This is a genomic window from Epilithonimonas zeae, from assembly GCF_023278365.1.
GTDB classification, from domain to species: domain Bacteria; phylum Bacteroidota; class Bacteroidia; order Flavobacteriales; family Weeksellaceae; genus Epilithonimonas; species Epilithonimonas zeae_A.
In genome coordinates this window covers 2,282,746-2,298,995 of the sequence record NZ_CP075338.1, presented here as the reverse complement: position 1 = coordinate 2,298,995, position 16,250 = coordinate 2,282,746, and the positions used below count along the sequence as shown (strand labels likewise).

Genomic DNA, 16,250 nt, shown 5'->3' with positions numbered 1-16,250 from the left:
GAATTATAAAAAGGATTTTACCTTGATTCTCAGATTTATTTATATTTGTAAAAGATGAAAAACTATTACCTACTAATTCTCTTATTTTGTCAGCAGATTTTTGCTCAGACAATCCATAACAAAAGTAAACTTGATAGTGTCTATGACGCATTTGGAACTTATGATAAAGCGATGTTCCGAATTAAGGTTCAAAAAGACGGAAAAGATATCTATGAAAAAAATGTTGGATTTGCTGATTTGGAAAACGAAACCGTTCCGGATGATAATACCAAATATAGAATTGGTTCTGTAACCAAAACCTTCACTGCAGTTTTGATTTTCAAAGCGATTGAGGAAGGGAAATTAAAACAAACTGACAAGCTTTCTAAGTTTTTTCCGAGAGTCAAAAATGCAGATATTATACAAATTTCGAGTTTGTTAGAACACAGAAGTGGAATTCAGAATATTAATGCTTCTAAATTTTATGATGATTTTATAGCACGAGATTTTCCCAAGGAAACGCTCATGGAGATGATGTACAGGTTGCCTTCCGTCTTTCCTCCGGATTACAGATATTCTTATTGCAACACGGGTTATATGCTTCTGGGATTTATTCTGGAAAAGATTTATGATAAAAGTTACAGCGAGATTCTCAAAGAAAAAATTGTCAGTCCACTGAATTTAGTTAATACTGGGACGGCAGACTTTTTTAAATCAGAAAATAATGAGTCAAAGTCGTATCGTTATTATACCGATTGGAGAAAAAATTTGGATAGAGGTCTTAACAATTTTATAGGAGCAGGGAATATCATTTCTACACCTTCGGAAATCAATGTTTTTTATAAAGCCTTGTTTGATGGAAAATTAGTTTCTGAAAAATCTCTCGTTCAAATGAAAAATTTGGAAAAAGGTATGTTTCGTTATCCTTATGAAAGCAAGAATATGTATGGCCACACAGGTTCTGTTTTAGGTTATCTGACATTTGCACTTTACATTCCGGAAGATAAGATTGCTATTTGTATCACAGAAAATGGCGTGAGATATGACATTGGCGATATCTTGGAGTATGTTCTTAATGATTTGTATAATGACAAATATGAAGTGCCGGATTTTAAAAGGATCAAACTTAGTAATCACGAATTACAACAATTTGTAGGGAAGTATAAATACTCGAGCTCTTCTACAGATTTGAATGTTTATATTAATAATGATAAACTTTATATACAGCAAGATGATTCTCCCGAAGTTTTGATTGAAGCCAAGGAAAAGAACAAATTTGTTTACGATACAAACAAAGTAGAATTGTTATTTTCACCCGAGAAAAAGAAAATGACTATGACGACAAAAAGAAATACTTACGTTTATAAGAAAGTAGATTAATTACAGTATAGCTTATCTAATAATCAAATTGTTCATCATATTCTTTCAGTTGCAACGCTCTTTCTTTGATGATTTGTAATTTTTTGTTTTCAGAAATCACTTGAAAAATTGTTCCTTTTTTGACGTCAAAATAATACTTGTTGATTAGTTTGAATTCGGAATCTCGGAATAAAATCCAGTTTCGCTGAGCTTCCAGCAATTCTTTTTTTGCTGTATTTTTTAATTTATGATTTAGTGAAGTATAAGACTTATTCAGTTCCTTGTCCCAAGATTGATGAGCAGAAATGATACAGTTTCTTTGACCAGCCGTCGAGTTATCTTGGTTTAGGCATTTTTCCAAGGTTTGGTCTATTTTATTTTGAGCCAATGGAAAAATAGGGATTGCAAATAGAAAAGTAATAACGATCGACTTTTTCATAATTTTATTTTTAGTTTCACTCAAATCTTAATTCTTTCGCCTGGCGAATATGAGCCAAATGATGCAGACAATGCCAGCCGTAAATCAATATGTTTTCTCTGAGCGAAATTCTTTCTGATTGTTCAGGATGAATAAATTCTTTATTCAAATCTTCTTCACTCAAAGTTTTCAAAAGATAAACCCATCTTGCGTGCAAAGCTTCCAAAAGTTGCAACGAAATCAATGACGACAATTGTTTGTCCGGCAACTCTGCCCAAAGACTTTCCTCGTAAGGTTTGATTGTTGGAACATTTTCCGTCAATGCCAATTTAAATCTCATATAGCTGTTGATATGACTGTCGGCGCAATGATGAACCACTTGAGTAATTGTCCAACCTTCTGGTCTGTATCTTAGATGTAAATCTTGTTCGGAAAGATTTTGAATTTCTGTTTTAACAAGACTCGGAAAGTTTTCGATTTCAGAAATCGAAGAATCGATGATTTCTTTGGTAATACATTCTGGTTTGATGAATTTTCCGACTGGATATTTTAATTCTTCGAGATTCATTATTTCAAATTTTGCATCAAAATAGCTTCCATTTTTTCGTAACCTAATTTGTTCGGGTGGATTCCGTCCTCAGCAATTTCTTTAGGCAAACCATTTTTTTCATCCTTTAAAACTGAATGGTAGTCCACGTAAGTGATATGATTTTTCTGAGCGTAATCTTTTATCATGTTATTCAATGTTATGACTCTGTCGGCCGGTATTATATCTTTTCTCCATGGGAAATCATATGCAGGAAGTACTGAACATAGAATTACCTGTATTTTATTCGCTTTTGCCAATTCTACCATAGAAACAATATTTCCGAACACTTTATCCAAAGAAATCGGACCTTGATTTTCTGCAATATCATTGGTTCCGGCAAGAATGATGACACGTTTTGGTTTCAGTTTAATGACATCTTCTCTGAATCTAATCAGCATTTGAGAGGTAACCTGTCCACTTATTCCCCTTCCTACAAAATTATTTTTAGTAAAAAATTCAGGATCAGTAGAAAACCAACCTTCCGTAATGGAGTCACCCATAAAAACTGAATTTGGAGTAACTTTTTTGACTTTGATTTCTTGATTTTGGTTTTCATATTTAGAGAATCCAGCAAAATCTTGGGCATAAAACATAGTAGAAAGTAATATTGATGTAATTGTTAGGAATTTCATTGTTCTATTTTTGATTATCAAATATATGAAATGACAATAGAGAAATTTCTTTTTTAACCACAAAAGTCACAAAAGAAATAAGCAAATGAAAGTCAGCAGTATTTTTTTTAAATTAAAACTTATGTGTCTTTTGTGGTTTTTGAAATAATAAAATCAATAATTTTACAAAATGGAAAACACTTCGAAAGACCCTTTGCACGGCAAAAGATTGGATGCGATTCTGGAAGAATTGCTGGAATACTACAAAGGTTACAGCGAATTGGGAAAACAAATCAACATCAAATGTTTCACCGGCGAAAATCCAAGTGTCAGTTCCTCTCTCAAATTTCTTCGCAAAACACCTTGGGCAAGGGCAAAAGTAGAAAGTTTGTATCTCTACGTTTTGAGACAAAAGAAAAAACAAAATTTATAAAAACACTTCGAGAACCTCAGTGCGCCAGAGTTTTTACATTTGTCAGGCTGAGGCTCTCGAAGCCTCTTCATAAAACTAATCCAAAAATTCCCCAGTCACATAAAACCAACGATTCTGAATCATTTTGAATTGTGACAACTCGTGATGAACTTGAGGATTTCCTTCTTCATCATTATAAAAAGCTTTGAACTCTACTTTATTAGTTGAAGGTTTATCGATAATTTCCAGCTTCGTCCATTCATTGATTTCACCCCATTCCTGCAAATCCTTTTTGTTATGGAATTGCCTTTTGTTGGGAGAAGTCGTTTCCCAAAGATAGTCGCCGTTTGGGATAGCAAATGCAGAAAACCTTGAACGCATCAAAGCTTCTGCTGTTGGAGCAAATTTCTCTTTCAGATGATAAGGCTGACAACAATCTTCGTAGGACTTTCCGGAACAGCAAGGACAATTCATTTTCTAAATTTAATTGATTGATTTAAAAACAATTTCAGAAATCGAAGATTACACAAGTCAATTTAAAACTCTGAAAGGGTTAAACGCTAATATTCTAAAACTCTCGAACACTAAAACTTATCCAAAAGCTCTTTTCAGTAAGCTCTCGACTTTAGGTTCTCTTCCACGGAAATTTTTATACAATTCCATTGGATTTTTGGTTCCACCAGAAGATAAAAGAATTTTATATTTTGCCGCAATTTCAGTATTGAAAATCCCATTTTCTTTGAAATAATGGAAAGCATCCGCATCCAAAACCTCAGCCCATTTGTAAGAATAATAACCCGCCGAATAACCGCCTTGGAAAATATGCGAGAAACTTGGACTTGCTGCAGTTTCTGGATTGCTCGGATAAAGATTAGTTGCCGCAGTTTTCTCTACTTCAAACGCTTTCACACTTTTATTCTCCAACGCTCCAATTTCTGTATGATAAGCCATATCCAATAACCCGAATCCAAGCTGTCTCAAAGTCTGATAACCTTCCATAAAGGATTTGCTCTGAGATAATTTCTCGATTTTTTCGGTTGGAAGAATTTCTCCGGTTTGATAATGTTTTGCAAATGTTTTTAAGAATTCTGGTTCATAGCAATAGTTTTCCAGAAATTGGGAAGGCAATTCTACAAAATCCCATTTAACCGAAGTTCCTGAAAGATTCGGGTATTGCGTGTCTGCTAAAACACCATGAAGTGCGTGTCCGAACTCGTGGAACAAGGTGGTTACTTCCTGAAAAGTCAGTAAACTTGGTGTGTCTTTGGTCGGTTTTGTAAAGTTGCAAACGACCGAAATATGCGGACGGGAATTTTCTCCGTTTTGTTTGTATTGATTTTTATAACTCGTCATCCAGGCGCCGGCACGTTTCCCTTTTCTCGGGTGATAATCGGCGTAGAGTAGAGCTTTATAATTTCCGTTTTCTGTGATTTCGTAAGTTTTCACATCCTGATGATATTTCTGAACATCGGTAATTTCTTTAAACTCTAATCCGAATAATTTTCCGGCTAATACAAAAACGGCTTCCTGAACTTTTTCCAATTGAAAATAAGGTTTCAGTTCTTCATCATCAATATCAAATTTTTGTTTTCTTAATTTTTCTGCGTAGAAAGTGTGGTCGTAGCTTTGGATATCATCGATTCCGTCAGCTTTTGCCAAAGATTTTAATTCTTCGATTTCTTTTTGAGCGTAAGGTGTTGCTTTTTCAAGAAGTTCATTCAAAAATTCAAAAACTTTTGCCGGCGATTGTGCCATTCTTTCCTCAAGAACAAAATCAGCATAATTTTTATAACCAAGCAATTCTGCTTTTTCCTGACGAAGTTTTACAATTTCTTTAATCAAATTCTGATTGTCAAATTCCCCACCGTCAAAGGATTTTTTTCCGTTTGCTAAAGCTAATTCTTTTCTCAATTCACGATTTTCAGCGTAAGTCATTGCCGGAAGATAACTTGGATATTGCAAAGTAATCACATAACCTTCCAAATCTTTTTCCTTCGCATCTTCTTCGTATTGTTGAAGAATGGCTTCCGGAATTCCTTTCAGTTCGTCTTTATCTGTAATGTGTTTAAAGTAAGCGTTGGTGGAAGCCAAAGCATTTTGCCCAAACTGAAGTGATTTGATAGACAAATCCATATTGATTTTCTCCAGTTTCTTTTTGTCTTCTTCATTGAGCAATGCGCCGCTTCTTACAAAACCTTTGTAAGTTTCGTTGAGTAAAGTTTGTTGTTCTTCATTTAAAGACAATCTGTCTTTTTGGTCGTAAACACTTTTTATTCTTTCAAATAGTTTTTCGTTTTGAGAAATCTTGGAAGAGAATTCTGTCAAAAGTGGCGAAACTTCCTGAGCGATTTTCTGAATTTCATCATTGGTCTCAGCAGAATTGATATTGAAGAAAATATTGGAAACTCTGTCCAGTTGTTCTCCAGAGAAAGCCATTGCTTCAATCGTATTTTCGAAAGTCGGTTCTTCTGAATTATTGGTTATTCCATCAATTTCTTTTTCAGATGTTTTGACTAATTCCTGGAAAGCTGGCAGATAATGTTCTTCTTTGATTTCCTCGAAAGGCGATGAGGTATATTTGGTGTTGAATTTTTCTAAAAGTGGATTCATAAAGATGAATTATTAATGATAAATTATAAATGATTTTCTGTGTGTCGTAATTGACAAATTTAGTACCTAAAGTTGAAAGTATGACAAAATTGCGCCCCGACTTGAACGGAGCTCATCCGCCGGAGGCGGATAGCGGGAGTGGAAGGCGGATAAAGGCGCCCTAATAAATATTATCCTAGAAAAAGTTTTTGTGTTCAAATTCTTTTTAGATTTGTTTTAAACTTAAAACTAACTTATTATGAAGAAATTTCTAAAAATTATTAGCGTCATTGTGGCAATAATCATCGTTTATTGCGTGATTGCTATGTTGTTTTTTGACAGCAAGTGTCATAATGAACAATCTCTCGTCATCAATGCTCCGAAAGAGAAGGTGTGGCAGAATGTAAATTCTATGAAAGCTTTCAACACCTGGAATCCCTGGATGAAGATGGATCCGAATCTGACTGTAACTTACCGAGGAAATAGCGGTGAAGTGGGTGACGGCTACCATTGGAAAGGAAATGATGATGTTGGTGAAGGTGAACAGGAAATCACAGCAATTATTCCAAACGAAAAAGTGGCGACAAAGATGCATTTTATCAAACCTATGGACGACAATGCGACTTCGGATTTGCTTCTTGCTAGTGAAGGTTCCGGAACCAAAGTTACCTGGACAATTGATTATGAAATTGAAACACTTTTCAAACCAATGAAACCGCTAATGACCTGGCAGATGAATAAATCGTTCTCGGAAGGTCTTGGAAAATTGAAAGCACTTTCTGAAAAATAAAAAACAAAAAACGCCTCAGCTAGTTGAGGCGTTTTCATTTGATTTGAAAATTTATTTTGTCTTATTTGATGATTAACTTAGAAACTGCCAAACCTTCATCAGACTTTAGTTGTACTAAGTAATTTCCTGTTCCGATTCCGTTGACAGAGAATGTTTCGTCTCCTTTAGCGGATTTCAGTCCGAAAGATTTTATCAGTTTACCGTTAAGGTCGTAGATGTTGATTTGTCCGTTTTTAGCTTTGTTGTATCTGATTTTCAATAATCCGTCTGTTGCAGGATTCTGAACGATTTGCAATGATGTTTTATTCGCTTCAATCTTCGTTTCGTCCGTTGCCAAAGCGGTTTGATTACCAAAAATTCTGAACTCTCCCGGTTGAAGTGAAACCGTTGTAGAGCCACTTGCACTCATAGAAGAATTGTCCATCAAATTATACCAAGTTCCAGCATAAGGGAAATTAGGTGTTACAGTTTGAGCTGTTGTTGTAAAGTTGGCAACTACCACTACGTTTTTCAAAGAACTTGCAGGCAAGGCGTCATTCCAAACATAGATTCTAGGTAAAAGATTTCCTGATTCTACTGTGAAGGTTGTTGTGTCAAAAACCTGGCTTGATAATCGGATTGCTAAGATTTTTGACCAAGTTTCGTAAACTGCTTTTCTATTTGCATTGGTATCATAACCTAAAGTGAAAGCTACGGGTTTTGGAGATGTTCTACAATCATTACTGATTGTTCCGTTCTCACATCTGTTGATACTGAATTCGTAGCCCAATTCTCCGAACTGCCAAATCATTTTTGGACCTGGAACTGTGAAGAAAACAGCACCAAAAGCTTTTTGTCTTTCAAGTGCAGTATTCAAATCCTTAACACTGTAAGAACCGTTGGCATTACCATAAGCTAAGTTTTTGAACATTAATCTTTCCTCGTCATGACTTTCGCCATAGCTCATATTTCTTCTTTCAGAAAAAGTATGGTTTTCGAAATCAACTCTGTTGAAGTTGCTGTCAGAATCGTAACCCATTGTGTTTTGATTATAAGGTCCAACCAAATTATCCCACATCATCACACCTTTCCCTTCGTTCAATCTGTAGTCAGCCCATTGTTTTTCTTCAGCATTTCCTCCCAAATGTTCGAAAATAATATAAGAAGTTGGATCATATGACCATTGATAATCTGAATATAATTTCAGAACATCCACTCTGTCTTGCTGATAAGAACCTGTACAGTTTTCGTCTGATGCAGTACAGTTTTGTGTAAATCCTTTCGTCAAATCCCAACGGAATCCATCAATTTTATATTCACTGATCCATTGTTCCAAAACTCTGTTTACATAATATCTTGTTTCAGGTTTTGAATGGTTGAAATCATAGAATACACTATAAGCATGTTTTGCAACCTGATTGAAATATGGATTGTTAGCGGCAACATCTCCGTAACCACCGTTTGTGCTTGTAGACCAAAGTCTTTCCAAAGGTGATCTGCCTGAAGCGTGATTAAGCGCCACATCAAGAATCACAGCAATTCCATTTTGGTGGCATAAGTCTATAAATTCTTTAAATTTTTCTGGTGTTCCGTATGCTTTATCTAATGCTAGATGAAACCCTGGATTGTATCCCCAAGAATTATTCCCGTCAAATTCCATTACCGGCATTAATTCGATGGCATTAACATTTAATCCTTTGATATAAGGGATTTTGTCAATCATAGATTGCCAGTTTTTCTGCTCTGTAAAATCTCTTACCAAAGCTTCGTAAACAATTAGATTTTGTTTTGCTGGTTTTTGGAAATTAGTTACAGTCCAGTTGTAAGCAGGTTTTGCTGTCTGAATTACTGAAACGTCATATTGCTGTCCAGCTGGATAAGCCGGCAAATTAGGATATGTAGATGATGAAATCCAAGGATCATCATCCGGAGATAATACTAATGTCGAATAAGGATCGGCTACCTTTACGCCGTCATTGGTTCTGTATTGGAAAGTATAAACCTGCTGAGGTGTCAATCCTGTGATTTCTAACCAAAATAGATCGGTGTTATTAGTATCTCTTTTCATCACATAGTTGGAAGAAATCTGCCAATTGTTAAAACTTCCAAGCACATGCACATAATTCTTAAAAGGCGCATACAATGCTACTCCAACTTTCGTCGGATCATTAGGATCGTAAGTGATACCCTGTCTCATGTAAGAAGGCATTGCAGCCGACTGAGAAACTGGAGTAGGAGAAACTACAAAATTAGAAGTCAAAGTCGTTCCGGATGCTGTCGCGGAAACTTCAATGTTATTATCCGAAGTAACGTTTAATGAAGTATTAATTGTGGAGACATTGCTGGCTGTATAAATTGTATTACCATTAGATTTTACGACATAATTAGCCGGCAAAGAAGTGCTGTAAGTAATAGGGAAGTTACTTCCTGAAGCTACAAAATTAACAGTTCCGTTTTGCGGAGAAGTACTTATAAATTGAAATCTTCCAACTTCCGAGTAGATATCCTGAGATTGTCCGTTTCCAGTTTTAGTTTTTAAAAGGAAACCAATTCTACCAATTCCTGTTCTGTTGTAGAACGTTCTGGGAACAAATGTAATTGTATATGTATCTGTTCCGGAATTGTAAGTCAGCTTATTGGATTCATTCGATGAAGCCCAGGTTCCGTTGGTTGGACAATCTTGGCTGTTAGCATCATTGCTGTCGTAGGACCAAGCCCAAAGGTATAATGCATTGTTGGTAACACCCCAAGTGGATTCGTTAATACTGCTTCCATTAAAGGTAATGGTAATCGATTCATCTTCGTTAAAAGTCGGAGGACTAATAGAAGAACTCACAGTTTGCTGCTGCGCAAAGCTTGTAATCGCAATGAAAATTGCGATCAGTTTGTAAAAAAATTTCATAAGGTCTATATATTAAGTGATAAATATATCATTTTTTAATTCACACAATATATTTTTATTTTAAATGAAATTTATATTTTAAACAGTTGTAAATGAGAAGGTTGTTGTTTTGATTTGATTTGGGGAAAATTAATTTATTAATTTTAGTTTAACCGAAAATCAACATTGTGCAAGAATTTGATGGATTTTTTGCTTTAAATGATATTTGTATTATTTTATAAAATAATCAACGATATATTTTTATAGTTCGTATAAATTTCTATAAATTTACGGACACAGTAAAAAATAATGAACATTTAATTTGATTAAATGCGAATTTTAAATTTAATATTAAACCTTAAAGTTCGTTAATTGTTTTTGATTAATTAAATGTTTGTTTTAAATTGCAAATAAAATTAATAATTAAAATTATGAAGAGTGCATCTGAAACCGGTTATCATTTAGACGGAGTTGACAAAGAGATTATTTATATGTTAATGGACAATGCTAAAACTTCTCTTGCACATATTTCCAAGCACGTAGGGATTTCCACAACTGCAGTTCACCAAAGAATCAAAAAACTCGAACAAGCAGGCGTAATAGAAAATTCTATTTCTTTCCTTAATCCAAGAAAAATTGGTTATAAAGTCGTTTCTTACATTGGTGTTTTCTTGGAGCAACCTAGTCATTATCAGGACGCTATCAAAAATCTTAATTTGGTAAATGAAGTAGTAGAAGCCCACTATACAACAGGAAATTACACGATTTTCCTAAAAGTACTTTGTAAAGATAATGATCACCTAATGCAGATTCTTAACAAAATCCAAAAGCTGAAAGGCGTGACAAGAACAGAAACAATTCTTTCTCTGGAGCAAAGCATCAGCAGACAATTGAAAGTTTAAAAAATTTTATATAATTGCGAAAGGATACAAATTATTTGTATCCTTTTTTTATTTTTGTAATTATGGAAATCAATCAATATTTAGACTCAACATACCTGAAAACGCCAGAACAATCTGGGTTGACAGAAGAACAGACTTTTGAAAAAGTTAGAGAATTGACAGATGAGGCGATTGCTTACAACTTCAAAGAGGTGATGATTCGCCCGAATTATGTTAAACTCATCAAAGATTACTTAGTTTCAAAAAATTCTGAAGTTTTGGTGGGAACAGTTATTGGTTTTCACGAGGGAACATATTCTATAGAAGATAAATTGAAAGAAGCTAATCAGGCAGTTTTGGATGGCGTAGATGAGTTGGATTATGTTATCAATTATGAAGCTTTCAAAGCCGGAGAATTAGCATTGGTAAAAAAAGAATTTGTTGAAGGAACCAAATTAGGTTTGGATTTCGATAAAACAGTGAAATGGATTATCGAAATTGCTGCACTTTCAGATGCTCAAATTGCTGATTTGACTTCAAATATCTGGAAATGGGCACAAGAAAATTTTGAAGAAAAAGATTTCTCCAGAATCTTTGTTAAGTCATCAACAGGATTTTATGTGACCGAAGGTGGAAAACCGAATGGCGCAACGTTCGAAGGTGTAAAAATTATGCTGGATAATGCCGGAAAACTTCCTGTGAAAGCTGCGGGTGGAGTGAAAACACCTGCGGATGCAGAAAAAATGATTACAATGGGAATCCAGAGAATCGGAACTTCAGCAGCCAAAGCACTTCTGGGAGAGGGCGAAGCTGGATCAGGCTACTAAGGATTTATGATAAGACTAAAACCGCTTAATATTTTAAGAGGTTTTTTTATTTTATTTAATAGGAGGCTCCCAGAGTTCAATCTTATTATCATCAGAATCGATTATATGAACAAATTTTCCATACTCAGAATCTACAATATCATCCAAAATTGTAACCCCCTTTCCTCGTAAGTTTTTCACAAGCTCTTCGATATTCTGAACACGATAATTAATCATAAATTCCTTTTTCGAAGGCGAAAAATAAGAACTGCCTGTTTTGAAGGGACTCCATTGCATCGACTCTACGATGTCTGGGTCGGAACTGTTTCTGGACTCAAATGTTGCTCCCCATTCTGTGATATCCATCCCAAGATTTTTGGCATACCAATCTCTGGTTTCTTTCGGGTCATCGGAGAAAAAAAAGATGCCGCCGATACCTATTACTTTTGGCGGTTTTTCTGCATTTTCCATAATTATTGGATTTAATTTAAATAATTTCTGAAGGTCATCACTCTGCTACCCAAACACTCACATTCCCGGCAGGACAAGGAAAATCTGCCCAACCGTTTTCATCAATTGTAATTTTATCTTCGAGATGTTTTGTAAAATCATAGAACGTTTTTCCCGCATATCGTTTTCCTATTTCCATCGATTTTTGATTCACATCTTTGTTACTCAAAACAACGGCACATCCTTGATGTTCATCGTCACCTTCACGAGTCCAGCCAATGCAATGTGCATCATCAAAATAATCTCTTTGCTCCCCATAAGCAAAATCCTTTCTGGCTCGGATGAGTTCTTCAATCGCATCCACTTTGTCGAGGAAGATTTCATATTCGTTGCCATCTTTTCCTTGGTCTTTGTAGCTCGCGCCGTACAAATCGGGATAGAAAACACAAGGATAACCATCTTTTCTCAACAAAATCAAAGCATAAGCAATCGGTTTGAACCAAGTTTCAACCGGAGCTTCCAAAGCCTGAAGCGGCTGCGTGTCGTGATTGTCAACCACAGTTACAGCTTTATCAGGATGAGACCCCACAAGCGTTTCATTGAAAATTTCTCTCAAATCATAATCCGGATTTTTGGAGGCCTGATGCAAATTATGCTGCAAGGAAGAATCAAACAAGCTCATACAACCTTCGGTAGAATCTATGTAAGCTTCCAAAAGTGGCAATTCTCCAGGTGCCCAATATTCTCCAACCGCAAAAATATTTTTTCCGGAGTTGGAGCGCAGAAGTGTTAACCATTCTTTATAAAAATCAGGCGAAATATGTTTCACTGCATCCAGCCTCACGCCATCAAAATCTGTCTGGTCAAAATACCATTTTCCCCAATGATTAAGTTCTTCGCGAACAAAAGGATTACGGTGTTCGATATCATTATACATCAAAAAATCATAATTTCCTTTCTCATCCGAAATAATATCATCCCAGCCATCGGCGTGTTCGTGGATAAGACGAAAAATTCCTTTTTCCTTACCTTCCGCATAATCTACACCTGTAAAACAGTTGAAATCCCATTTGAAATCAGAATAAGTATCGCCTCTTCCAGGAAAGGTGAATTTGGTGTAAGATTCGATTTCCATAACATCAGAAATGTCTTTGTTGCGGTCTTCCTCATCCACCTGTATAACTTTGAATTTCTCCAGCTCATCGCCACCGGCTTTGTGATTCAGAACAACATCTACTATGACTTGGATGTTTTTTTCTTTCAGAGATTTGATGGCATCCAGATATTCTTCCTTCGAACCGTATTTTGTAACAGTCGTTCCTTTTTGATCAAATTCTCCCAAGTCAAAAAGATCGTAAGCATCATAACCAACGGAGTAGCCGCCATTTGTGCTTTTGTAAGCCGGAGGTAGCCAAACTGCTGTGATTCCTAAGTCGGAAAGATATTGTGCAGAGTCTTTGGTGTGTTTCCAAAGGAAAGAATCACCATCGGTATACCAATGGAAAAACTGAATCATAGTCCCGTTCATAAGATTGTAGATTTTTTCAGATTGTTTGATTTGATGTTTCGTTCTATGAAAATATCAAGCCACTTCAAAAATTCAAGATAAAGTAAAAAGAATCGAGGAGAATTATTTGGACGCCTTTATCCGCCTTCCGTTCCCGCTTTTTTCTTTTTTTTTCTCAAAAAAGAAAAAGAGCTCCACTCAAACCTAACGAAGTGGTTCATCGATTCAAATAAAAATAAAAGAATAAAAAGAGATAAGTCGGGGCGCGCTTTGCGAGGTTGAAGATTTGTCATAAATCCAAACTTAACACAAACACAATTTTGTCATTCCGGAGGAAACCTAACGAAGTGGTTTGACGAAGTCAATCTCAACAGTCTAGATTCCTCCGGAATGACAAAATGAACTTTAAAACTAAATTATTTGCTGAGTAAAGCGCCTTTGCGGACTTTGCGTTTAAAAAACTTAATCACCAAACTCTTCAAAAGGGATTTTCAACTGGACAGAAACTTGTTTTTTTTCTTCTGTATTAAGATTGGAAAGTGATAATCCAAGCAAGCGAATCGCTTTGTCAAAAGGCCTCAATTCCCAAAGTTGTTTTGCCGTATTGTAGAATTTCTCTGCATTTTCAAAATATAATTCCTGAGTTTTGCTTCTCGTATAAAGTGAAAAATCTTTGTACTTGATTTTAAGCGTTAAGGTTTTTCCTTTGATTTCTTTTCTTCCGAGACGTTCTTCCAGTTCCTGACTCAGAGATTTTAGTTTTTCATCAATTTCCTCATCTTCATTGATGTCATCCCAAAACGTTCTTTCAACGGCAACGCTTTTCTGGATTCGGTTAGGTTTTACTTCACCATTATGAATTCCACGTACAACATTATAATAATAGATTCCGGATTTTCCGAAAAGACCTTCGAGCTGTTCCAAAGTCTTAGCCTTCAAATCTGCCCCTTTGAAGATGTGAAGCGTGTGCATTTTATTAGCAGTCACTTTTCCGACGCCGTAAAACTTCTCAATCGGGAGATTTTCCAAAAATTCATCAATTTTTGTGGGATGAATGGTTTTCTGCCCATTCGGTTTATTGATGTCAGAAGCGACTTTTGCCAAAAATTTATTGACGGAAATGCCTGCAGAAGCGGTTAATCCAGTTTCTTCAAATATTCGTTTTCGGATTTCTCTGGCAATATCGTTGGCAGATTCTATATCTTTCTTATTTTCAGTGACATCCAGATAGGCCTCATCCAAAGAAAGTGGTTCGACCAAGTCTGTATAATCGTGGAAGATGTTTCGGATTTTGTTGGAGATTTCTTTGTAACGCTGGAATCTTGGCTTTACAAAAATGAGATGTGGACATTTTTCTTTGGCCGTTTTACTGGGCATCGCAGAACGTACCCCGAATTTTCTCGCTTCATAGCTTGCCGCCGCAACTACGCCACGATGTCCGCCGCCAACAGCAATCGCTTTCCCTCGCAAACCCGGATTGTCGAGTTGCTCCACGGAAGCATAAAAAGCGTCCATATCTACATGGATGATTTTGCGTTGCGGTTGCATCTGATGTTCGATTATTTTTACCACAAAAGTCACAAAAAATAAAAGTCTTTTTTATCTTTTATGGTTATTACAAATTTAGACAAAAAAGAATCCCGAAATTTTCGGGATTGTCAATTGTTATTTTGTCAGCTTATCTATTGTCGATTGGATTTCTGGGTCTTCGGGAGAAATCGCATAATATTTTGCAATATCCGATTTTTGGTCAACTACAATATATCTAGGAATCCAGTTGAGATCCACATAATTGTTGAAGTTATTTTTCCAACCGGAAGCAAACCAATAGTTTTCTTTGTCAGTCATTTCGTGCTTTTCGAGGCTTTTATCAAAACCTTCTTTTGAGCGTTCCAGTGAAAGGAAAACAAAATCTATATTGGGATTGTTTGCTTCCAGTTCTTTAGCTTTTGGAAATGCTTTTAGACAGTCTCTACACCAACCGGCCCAGAAATCTAGTATCAAAACTTTTCCTTTGTGCTGATGCAAAATATCTTTTATGGAAGTTTCTTTTCCATTTTCATCCTGTAATTTTTGAGCGAGTGCTTCTTTGGAAAATTTGGTTTTCAGAACTTTTGGAACTTCCTGAGAAAATCCCAATTGAAACACAAATAATAAGATGTAAACTAATATCCTCTTCATTTTTTTTAAATTTTGATGAACGAAGTTAGTGATTAATATCGAATTTGTAGATGTTAAGAAATGTTTGTGTTGAAGAATGATTAATCCGTAAGGTATTTTGAAATTTGTTTTGAATTTGATTGAAATTATCAAAATATATTTAATTTTGATTAAAAATTATTAATGGGAAACTCGGATTTCATCAAAAGAAAATTTGAAAAATTTGATGAAGGCTTTTATCAGGAACTCAAAGAACACGGGATTTTTACCTCGGTCAATGCTAAACAAGAATTGATTGCTGAAGGTGATAAGGTAAAATTTATCCCTATACTTATAAAGGGTTCGGTAAAGGTGTATAATTTGAATGACGGGAAAGAGCTTGTTTATTATTATATATCACCAGGTGAGAGTTGCATTATGACTTTTTCTACGATATTCACCGATAAAGTGAGCCGAATCTACGCCGTCTCTGAGGAAAAATCCGATGTTCTTCTTCTGCCCGTTTCTCAATTTTTAATTTGGCTTCAGAAATATCCCATGCTGAACCAAATGTTTTTCCTGGAATATGATTCCCGATATAAGTTTATGATGGAGACAATCAATAAAATTGTTTTCCAAAAGCTTGACCATAGGGTGTTGGAATATCTCCACGAACGAATCAAAAGAAATGGGGCTGATGCTGTAAAGGTCTCCCACAAGAAGATTGCTGATGAATTGGGAACAGCGAGGGAAGTCGTAAGTCGTATTCTGAAAAAATTTGAAAAAGAAGGATTGATTTCACAAACCCCATTAGGGATAGAAATATTTGAAAAACGGTGACTTTAGTCACCGTTTTTTTG

The 16,250-nt window shown here is 35.5% G+C and carries 16 protein-coding genes; 6 read left to right on the top strand and 10 right to left on the bottom strand.

Annotated features, from left to right (window positions below):
* Window positions 1–54 precede the first annotated feature (54 nt).
* Window positions 55–1,359, top strand: coding sequence for a serine hydrolase domain-containing protein (locus tag KI430_RS10235; RefSeq protein WP_248874512.1), 1,305 nt, complete (start codon window positions 55–57; stop codon window positions 1,357–1,359).
* Between the two features lie 16 nt (window positions 1,360–1,375).
* Here the strand turns inward: KI430_RS10235 and KI430_RS10230 are convergent, their stop codons facing one another.
* From KI430_RS10230 to KI430_RS10220, 3 genes are read right to left on the bottom strand one after another with little or no spacing between them, the layout of a single operon-like run.
* Complete coding sequence (locus tag KI430_RS10230) at window positions 1,376–1,777, bottom strand: lysozyme inhibitor LprI family protein (RefSeq protein ID WP_248874510.1); 402 nt, start codon at window positions 1,775–1,777, stop codon at window positions 1,376–1,378.
* Between the two features lie 16 nt (window positions 1,778–1,793).
* Window positions 1,794–2,324, bottom strand: a complete 531-nt coding sequence (locus KI430_RS10225; RefSeq protein ID WP_248874508.1) for a YfiT family bacillithiol transferase — start codon at window positions 2,322–2,324, stop codon at window positions 1,794–1,796.
* Window positions 2,324–2,977, bottom strand: coding sequence for an SGNH/GDSL hydrolase family protein (locus tag KI430_RS10220; protein WP_248874506.1), 654 nt, complete (start codon window positions 2,975–2,977; stop codon window positions 2,324–2,326). The genes KI430_RS10225 and KI430_RS10220 overlap by 1 nt, the downstream gene beginning before the upstream one ends.
* Window positions 2,978–3,146: 169 nt before the next feature.
* On the opposite strand from KI430_RS10220, the gene KI430_RS10215 reads away from it, so the two are divergent.
* A complete protein-coding gene (locus KI430_RS10215; RefSeq protein ID WP_248874504.1) occupies window positions 3,147–3,389 on the top strand; it encodes a VF530 family DNA-binding protein in 243 nt (80 codons plus the stop codon).
* 75 nt (window positions 3,390–3,464) lie between these two features.
* Here KI430_RS10215 and KI430_RS10210 read toward each other — a convergent pair whose 3' ends face one another.
* Both KI430_RS10210 and KI430_RS10205 read right to left on the bottom strand, forming a co-directional pair.
* A complete protein-coding gene (locus KI430_RS10210; protein WP_248874502.1) occupies window positions 3,465–3,842 on the bottom strand; it encodes a YchJ family protein in 378 nt (125 codons plus the stop codon).
* Between the two features lie 117 nt (window positions 3,843–3,959).
* Window positions 3,960–5,978, bottom strand: a complete 2,019-nt coding sequence (locus tag KI430_RS10205; protein ID WP_248874500.1) for a M3 family metallopeptidase — start codon at window positions 5,976–5,978, stop codon at window positions 3,960–3,962.
* A gap of 238 nt (window positions 5,979–6,216) precedes the next feature.
* Here KI430_RS10205 and KI430_RS10200 point away from each other — a divergent pair, with 238 nt between their 5' ends.
* Window positions 6,217–6,747 (top strand): SRPBCC family protein, encoded by a 531-nt coding sequence (locus KI430_RS10200; protein ID WP_248874498.1) that lies wholly within the window; start codon window positions 6,217–6,219, stop codon window positions 6,745–6,747.
* Window positions 6,748–6,808: 61 nt separating this feature from the next.
* On the opposite strand, the gene KI430_RS10195 is transcribed toward KI430_RS10200, so the two are convergent.
* Window positions 6,809–9,628 carry an alpha-amylase family glycosyl hydrolase gene (locus KI430_RS10195; protein WP_248874496.1) on the bottom strand — a complete coding sequence of 940 codons (2,820 nt, stop codon included), beginning with the start codon at window positions 9,626–9,628 and terminating at the stop codon, window positions 6,809–6,811.
* Window positions 9,629–10,038: 410 nt separating this feature from the next.
* On the opposite strand from KI430_RS10195, the gene KI430_RS10190 reads away from it, so the two are divergent.
* Together KI430_RS10190 and deoC are read left to right on the top strand one after the other, a co-directional pair.
* Window positions 10,039–10,509 (top strand): Lrp/AsnC ligand binding domain-containing protein, encoded by a 471-nt coding sequence (locus KI430_RS10190; RefSeq protein ID WP_074236428.1) that lies wholly within the window; start codon window positions 10,039–10,041, stop codon window positions 10,507–10,509.
* 59 nt (window positions 10,510–10,568) lie between these two features.
* Window positions 10,569–11,315, top strand: coding sequence for a deoxyribose-phosphate aldolase (deoC, locus tag KI430_RS10185; protein ID WP_410744675.1), 747 nt, complete (start codon window positions 10,569–10,571; stop codon window positions 11,313–11,315).
* 51 nt (window positions 11,316–11,366) lie between these two features.
* Here the strand turns inward: deoC and KI430_RS10180 are convergent, their stop codons facing one another.
* From KI430_RS10180 to KI430_RS10165, 4 genes are all read right to left on the bottom strand, one after another.
* Complete coding sequence (locus KI430_RS10180; RefSeq protein WP_248874493.1) at window positions 11,367–11,765, bottom strand: VOC family protein; 399 nt, start codon at window positions 11,763–11,765, stop codon at window positions 11,367–11,369.
* A 37-nt stretch (window positions 11,766–11,802) separates the two neighbouring features.
* Window positions 11,803–13,272 carry an alpha-amylase gene (locus KI430_RS10175; protein WP_248874491.1) on the bottom strand — a complete coding sequence of 490 codons (1,470 nt, stop codon included), beginning with the start codon at window positions 13,270–13,272 and terminating at the stop codon, window positions 11,803–11,805.
* 441 nt (window positions 13,273–13,713) lie between these two features.
* Window positions 13,714–14,799, bottom strand: a complete 1,086-nt coding sequence (gene dinB, locus KI430_RS10170; RefSeq protein WP_248874488.1) for a DNA polymerase IV — start codon at window positions 14,797–14,799, stop codon at window positions 13,714–13,716.
* A gap of 117 nt (window positions 14,800–14,916) precedes the next feature.
* Window positions 14,917–15,432 carry a TlpA family protein disulfide reductase gene (locus tag KI430_RS10165; protein ID WP_248874486.1) on the bottom strand — a complete coding sequence of 172 codons (516 nt, stop codon included), beginning with the start codon at window positions 15,430–15,432 and terminating at the stop codon, window positions 14,917–14,919.
* 162 nt (window positions 15,433–15,594) lie between these two features.
* Between KI430_RS10165 and KI430_RS10160 the strand changes: the two genes are divergently transcribed.
* Window positions 15,595–16,230, top strand: a complete 636-nt coding sequence (locus KI430_RS10160; RefSeq protein WP_248874483.1) for a Crp/Fnr family transcriptional regulator — start codon at window positions 15,595–15,597, stop codon at window positions 16,228–16,230.
* Window positions 16,231–16,250: the final 20 nt, after the last annotated feature.

Excerpts from the sequence above, each read along its gene's own strand:
- KI430_RS10235 (WP_248874512.1), top strand. The coding sequence starts at position 55 with ATGAAAAACTATTACCTACTAATTCTCTTATTTTGTCAGCAGATTTTT.
- KI430_RS10230 (WP_248874510.1), bottom strand. The coding sequence starts at position 1,777 with ATGAAAAAGTCGATCGTTATTACTTTTCTATTTGCAATCCCTATTTTT.
- KI430_RS10225 (WP_248874508.1), bottom strand. The coding sequence starts at position 2,324 with ATGAATCTCGAAGAATTAAAATATCCAGTCGGAAAATTCATCAAACCA.
- KI430_RS10220 (WP_248874506.1), bottom strand. The coding sequence starts at position 2,977 with ATGAAATTCCTAACAATTACATCAATATTACTTTCTACTATGTTTTAT.
- KI430_RS10215 (WP_248874504.1), top strand. The coding sequence starts at position 3,147 with ATGGAAAACACTTCGAAAGACCCTTTGCACGGCAAAAGATTGGATGCG.
- KI430_RS10210 (WP_248874502.1), bottom strand. The coding sequence starts at position 3,842 with ATGAATTGTCCTTGCTGTTCCGGAAAGTCCTACGAAGATTGTTGTCAG.
- KI430_RS10205 (WP_248874500.1), bottom strand. The coding sequence starts at position 5,978 with ATGAATCCACTTTTAGAAAAATTCAACACCAAATATACCTCATCGCCT.
- KI430_RS10200 (WP_248874498.1), top strand. The coding sequence starts at position 6,217 with ATGAAGAAATTTCTAAAAATTATTAGCGTCATTGTGGCAATAATCATC.
- KI430_RS10195 (WP_248874496.1), bottom strand. The coding sequence starts at position 9,628 with ATGAAATTTTTTTACAAACTGATCGCAATTTTCATTGCGATTACAAGC.
- KI430_RS10190 (WP_074236428.1), top strand. The coding sequence starts at position 10,039 with ATGAAGAGTGCATCTGAAACCGGTTATCATTTAGACGGAGTTGACAAA.
- KI430_RS10180 (WP_248874493.1), bottom strand. The coding sequence starts at position 11,765 with ATGGAAAATGCAGAAAAACCGCCAAAAGTAATAGGTATCGGCGGCATC.
- KI430_RS10175 (WP_248874491.1), bottom strand. The coding sequence starts at position 13,272 with ATGAACGGGACTATGATTCAGTTTTTCCATTGGTATACCGATGGTGAT.
- dinB (WP_248874488.1), bottom strand. The coding sequence starts at position 14,799 with ATGCAACCGCAACGCAAAATCATCCATGTAGATATGGACGCTTTTTAT.
- KI430_RS10165 (WP_248874486.1), bottom strand. The coding sequence starts at position 15,432 with ATGAAGAGGATATTAGTTTACATCTTATTATTTGTGTTTCAATTGGGA.
- KI430_RS10160 (WP_248874483.1), top strand. The coding sequence starts at position 15,595 with ATGGGAAACTCGGATTTCATCAAAAGAAAATTTGAAAAATTTGATGAA.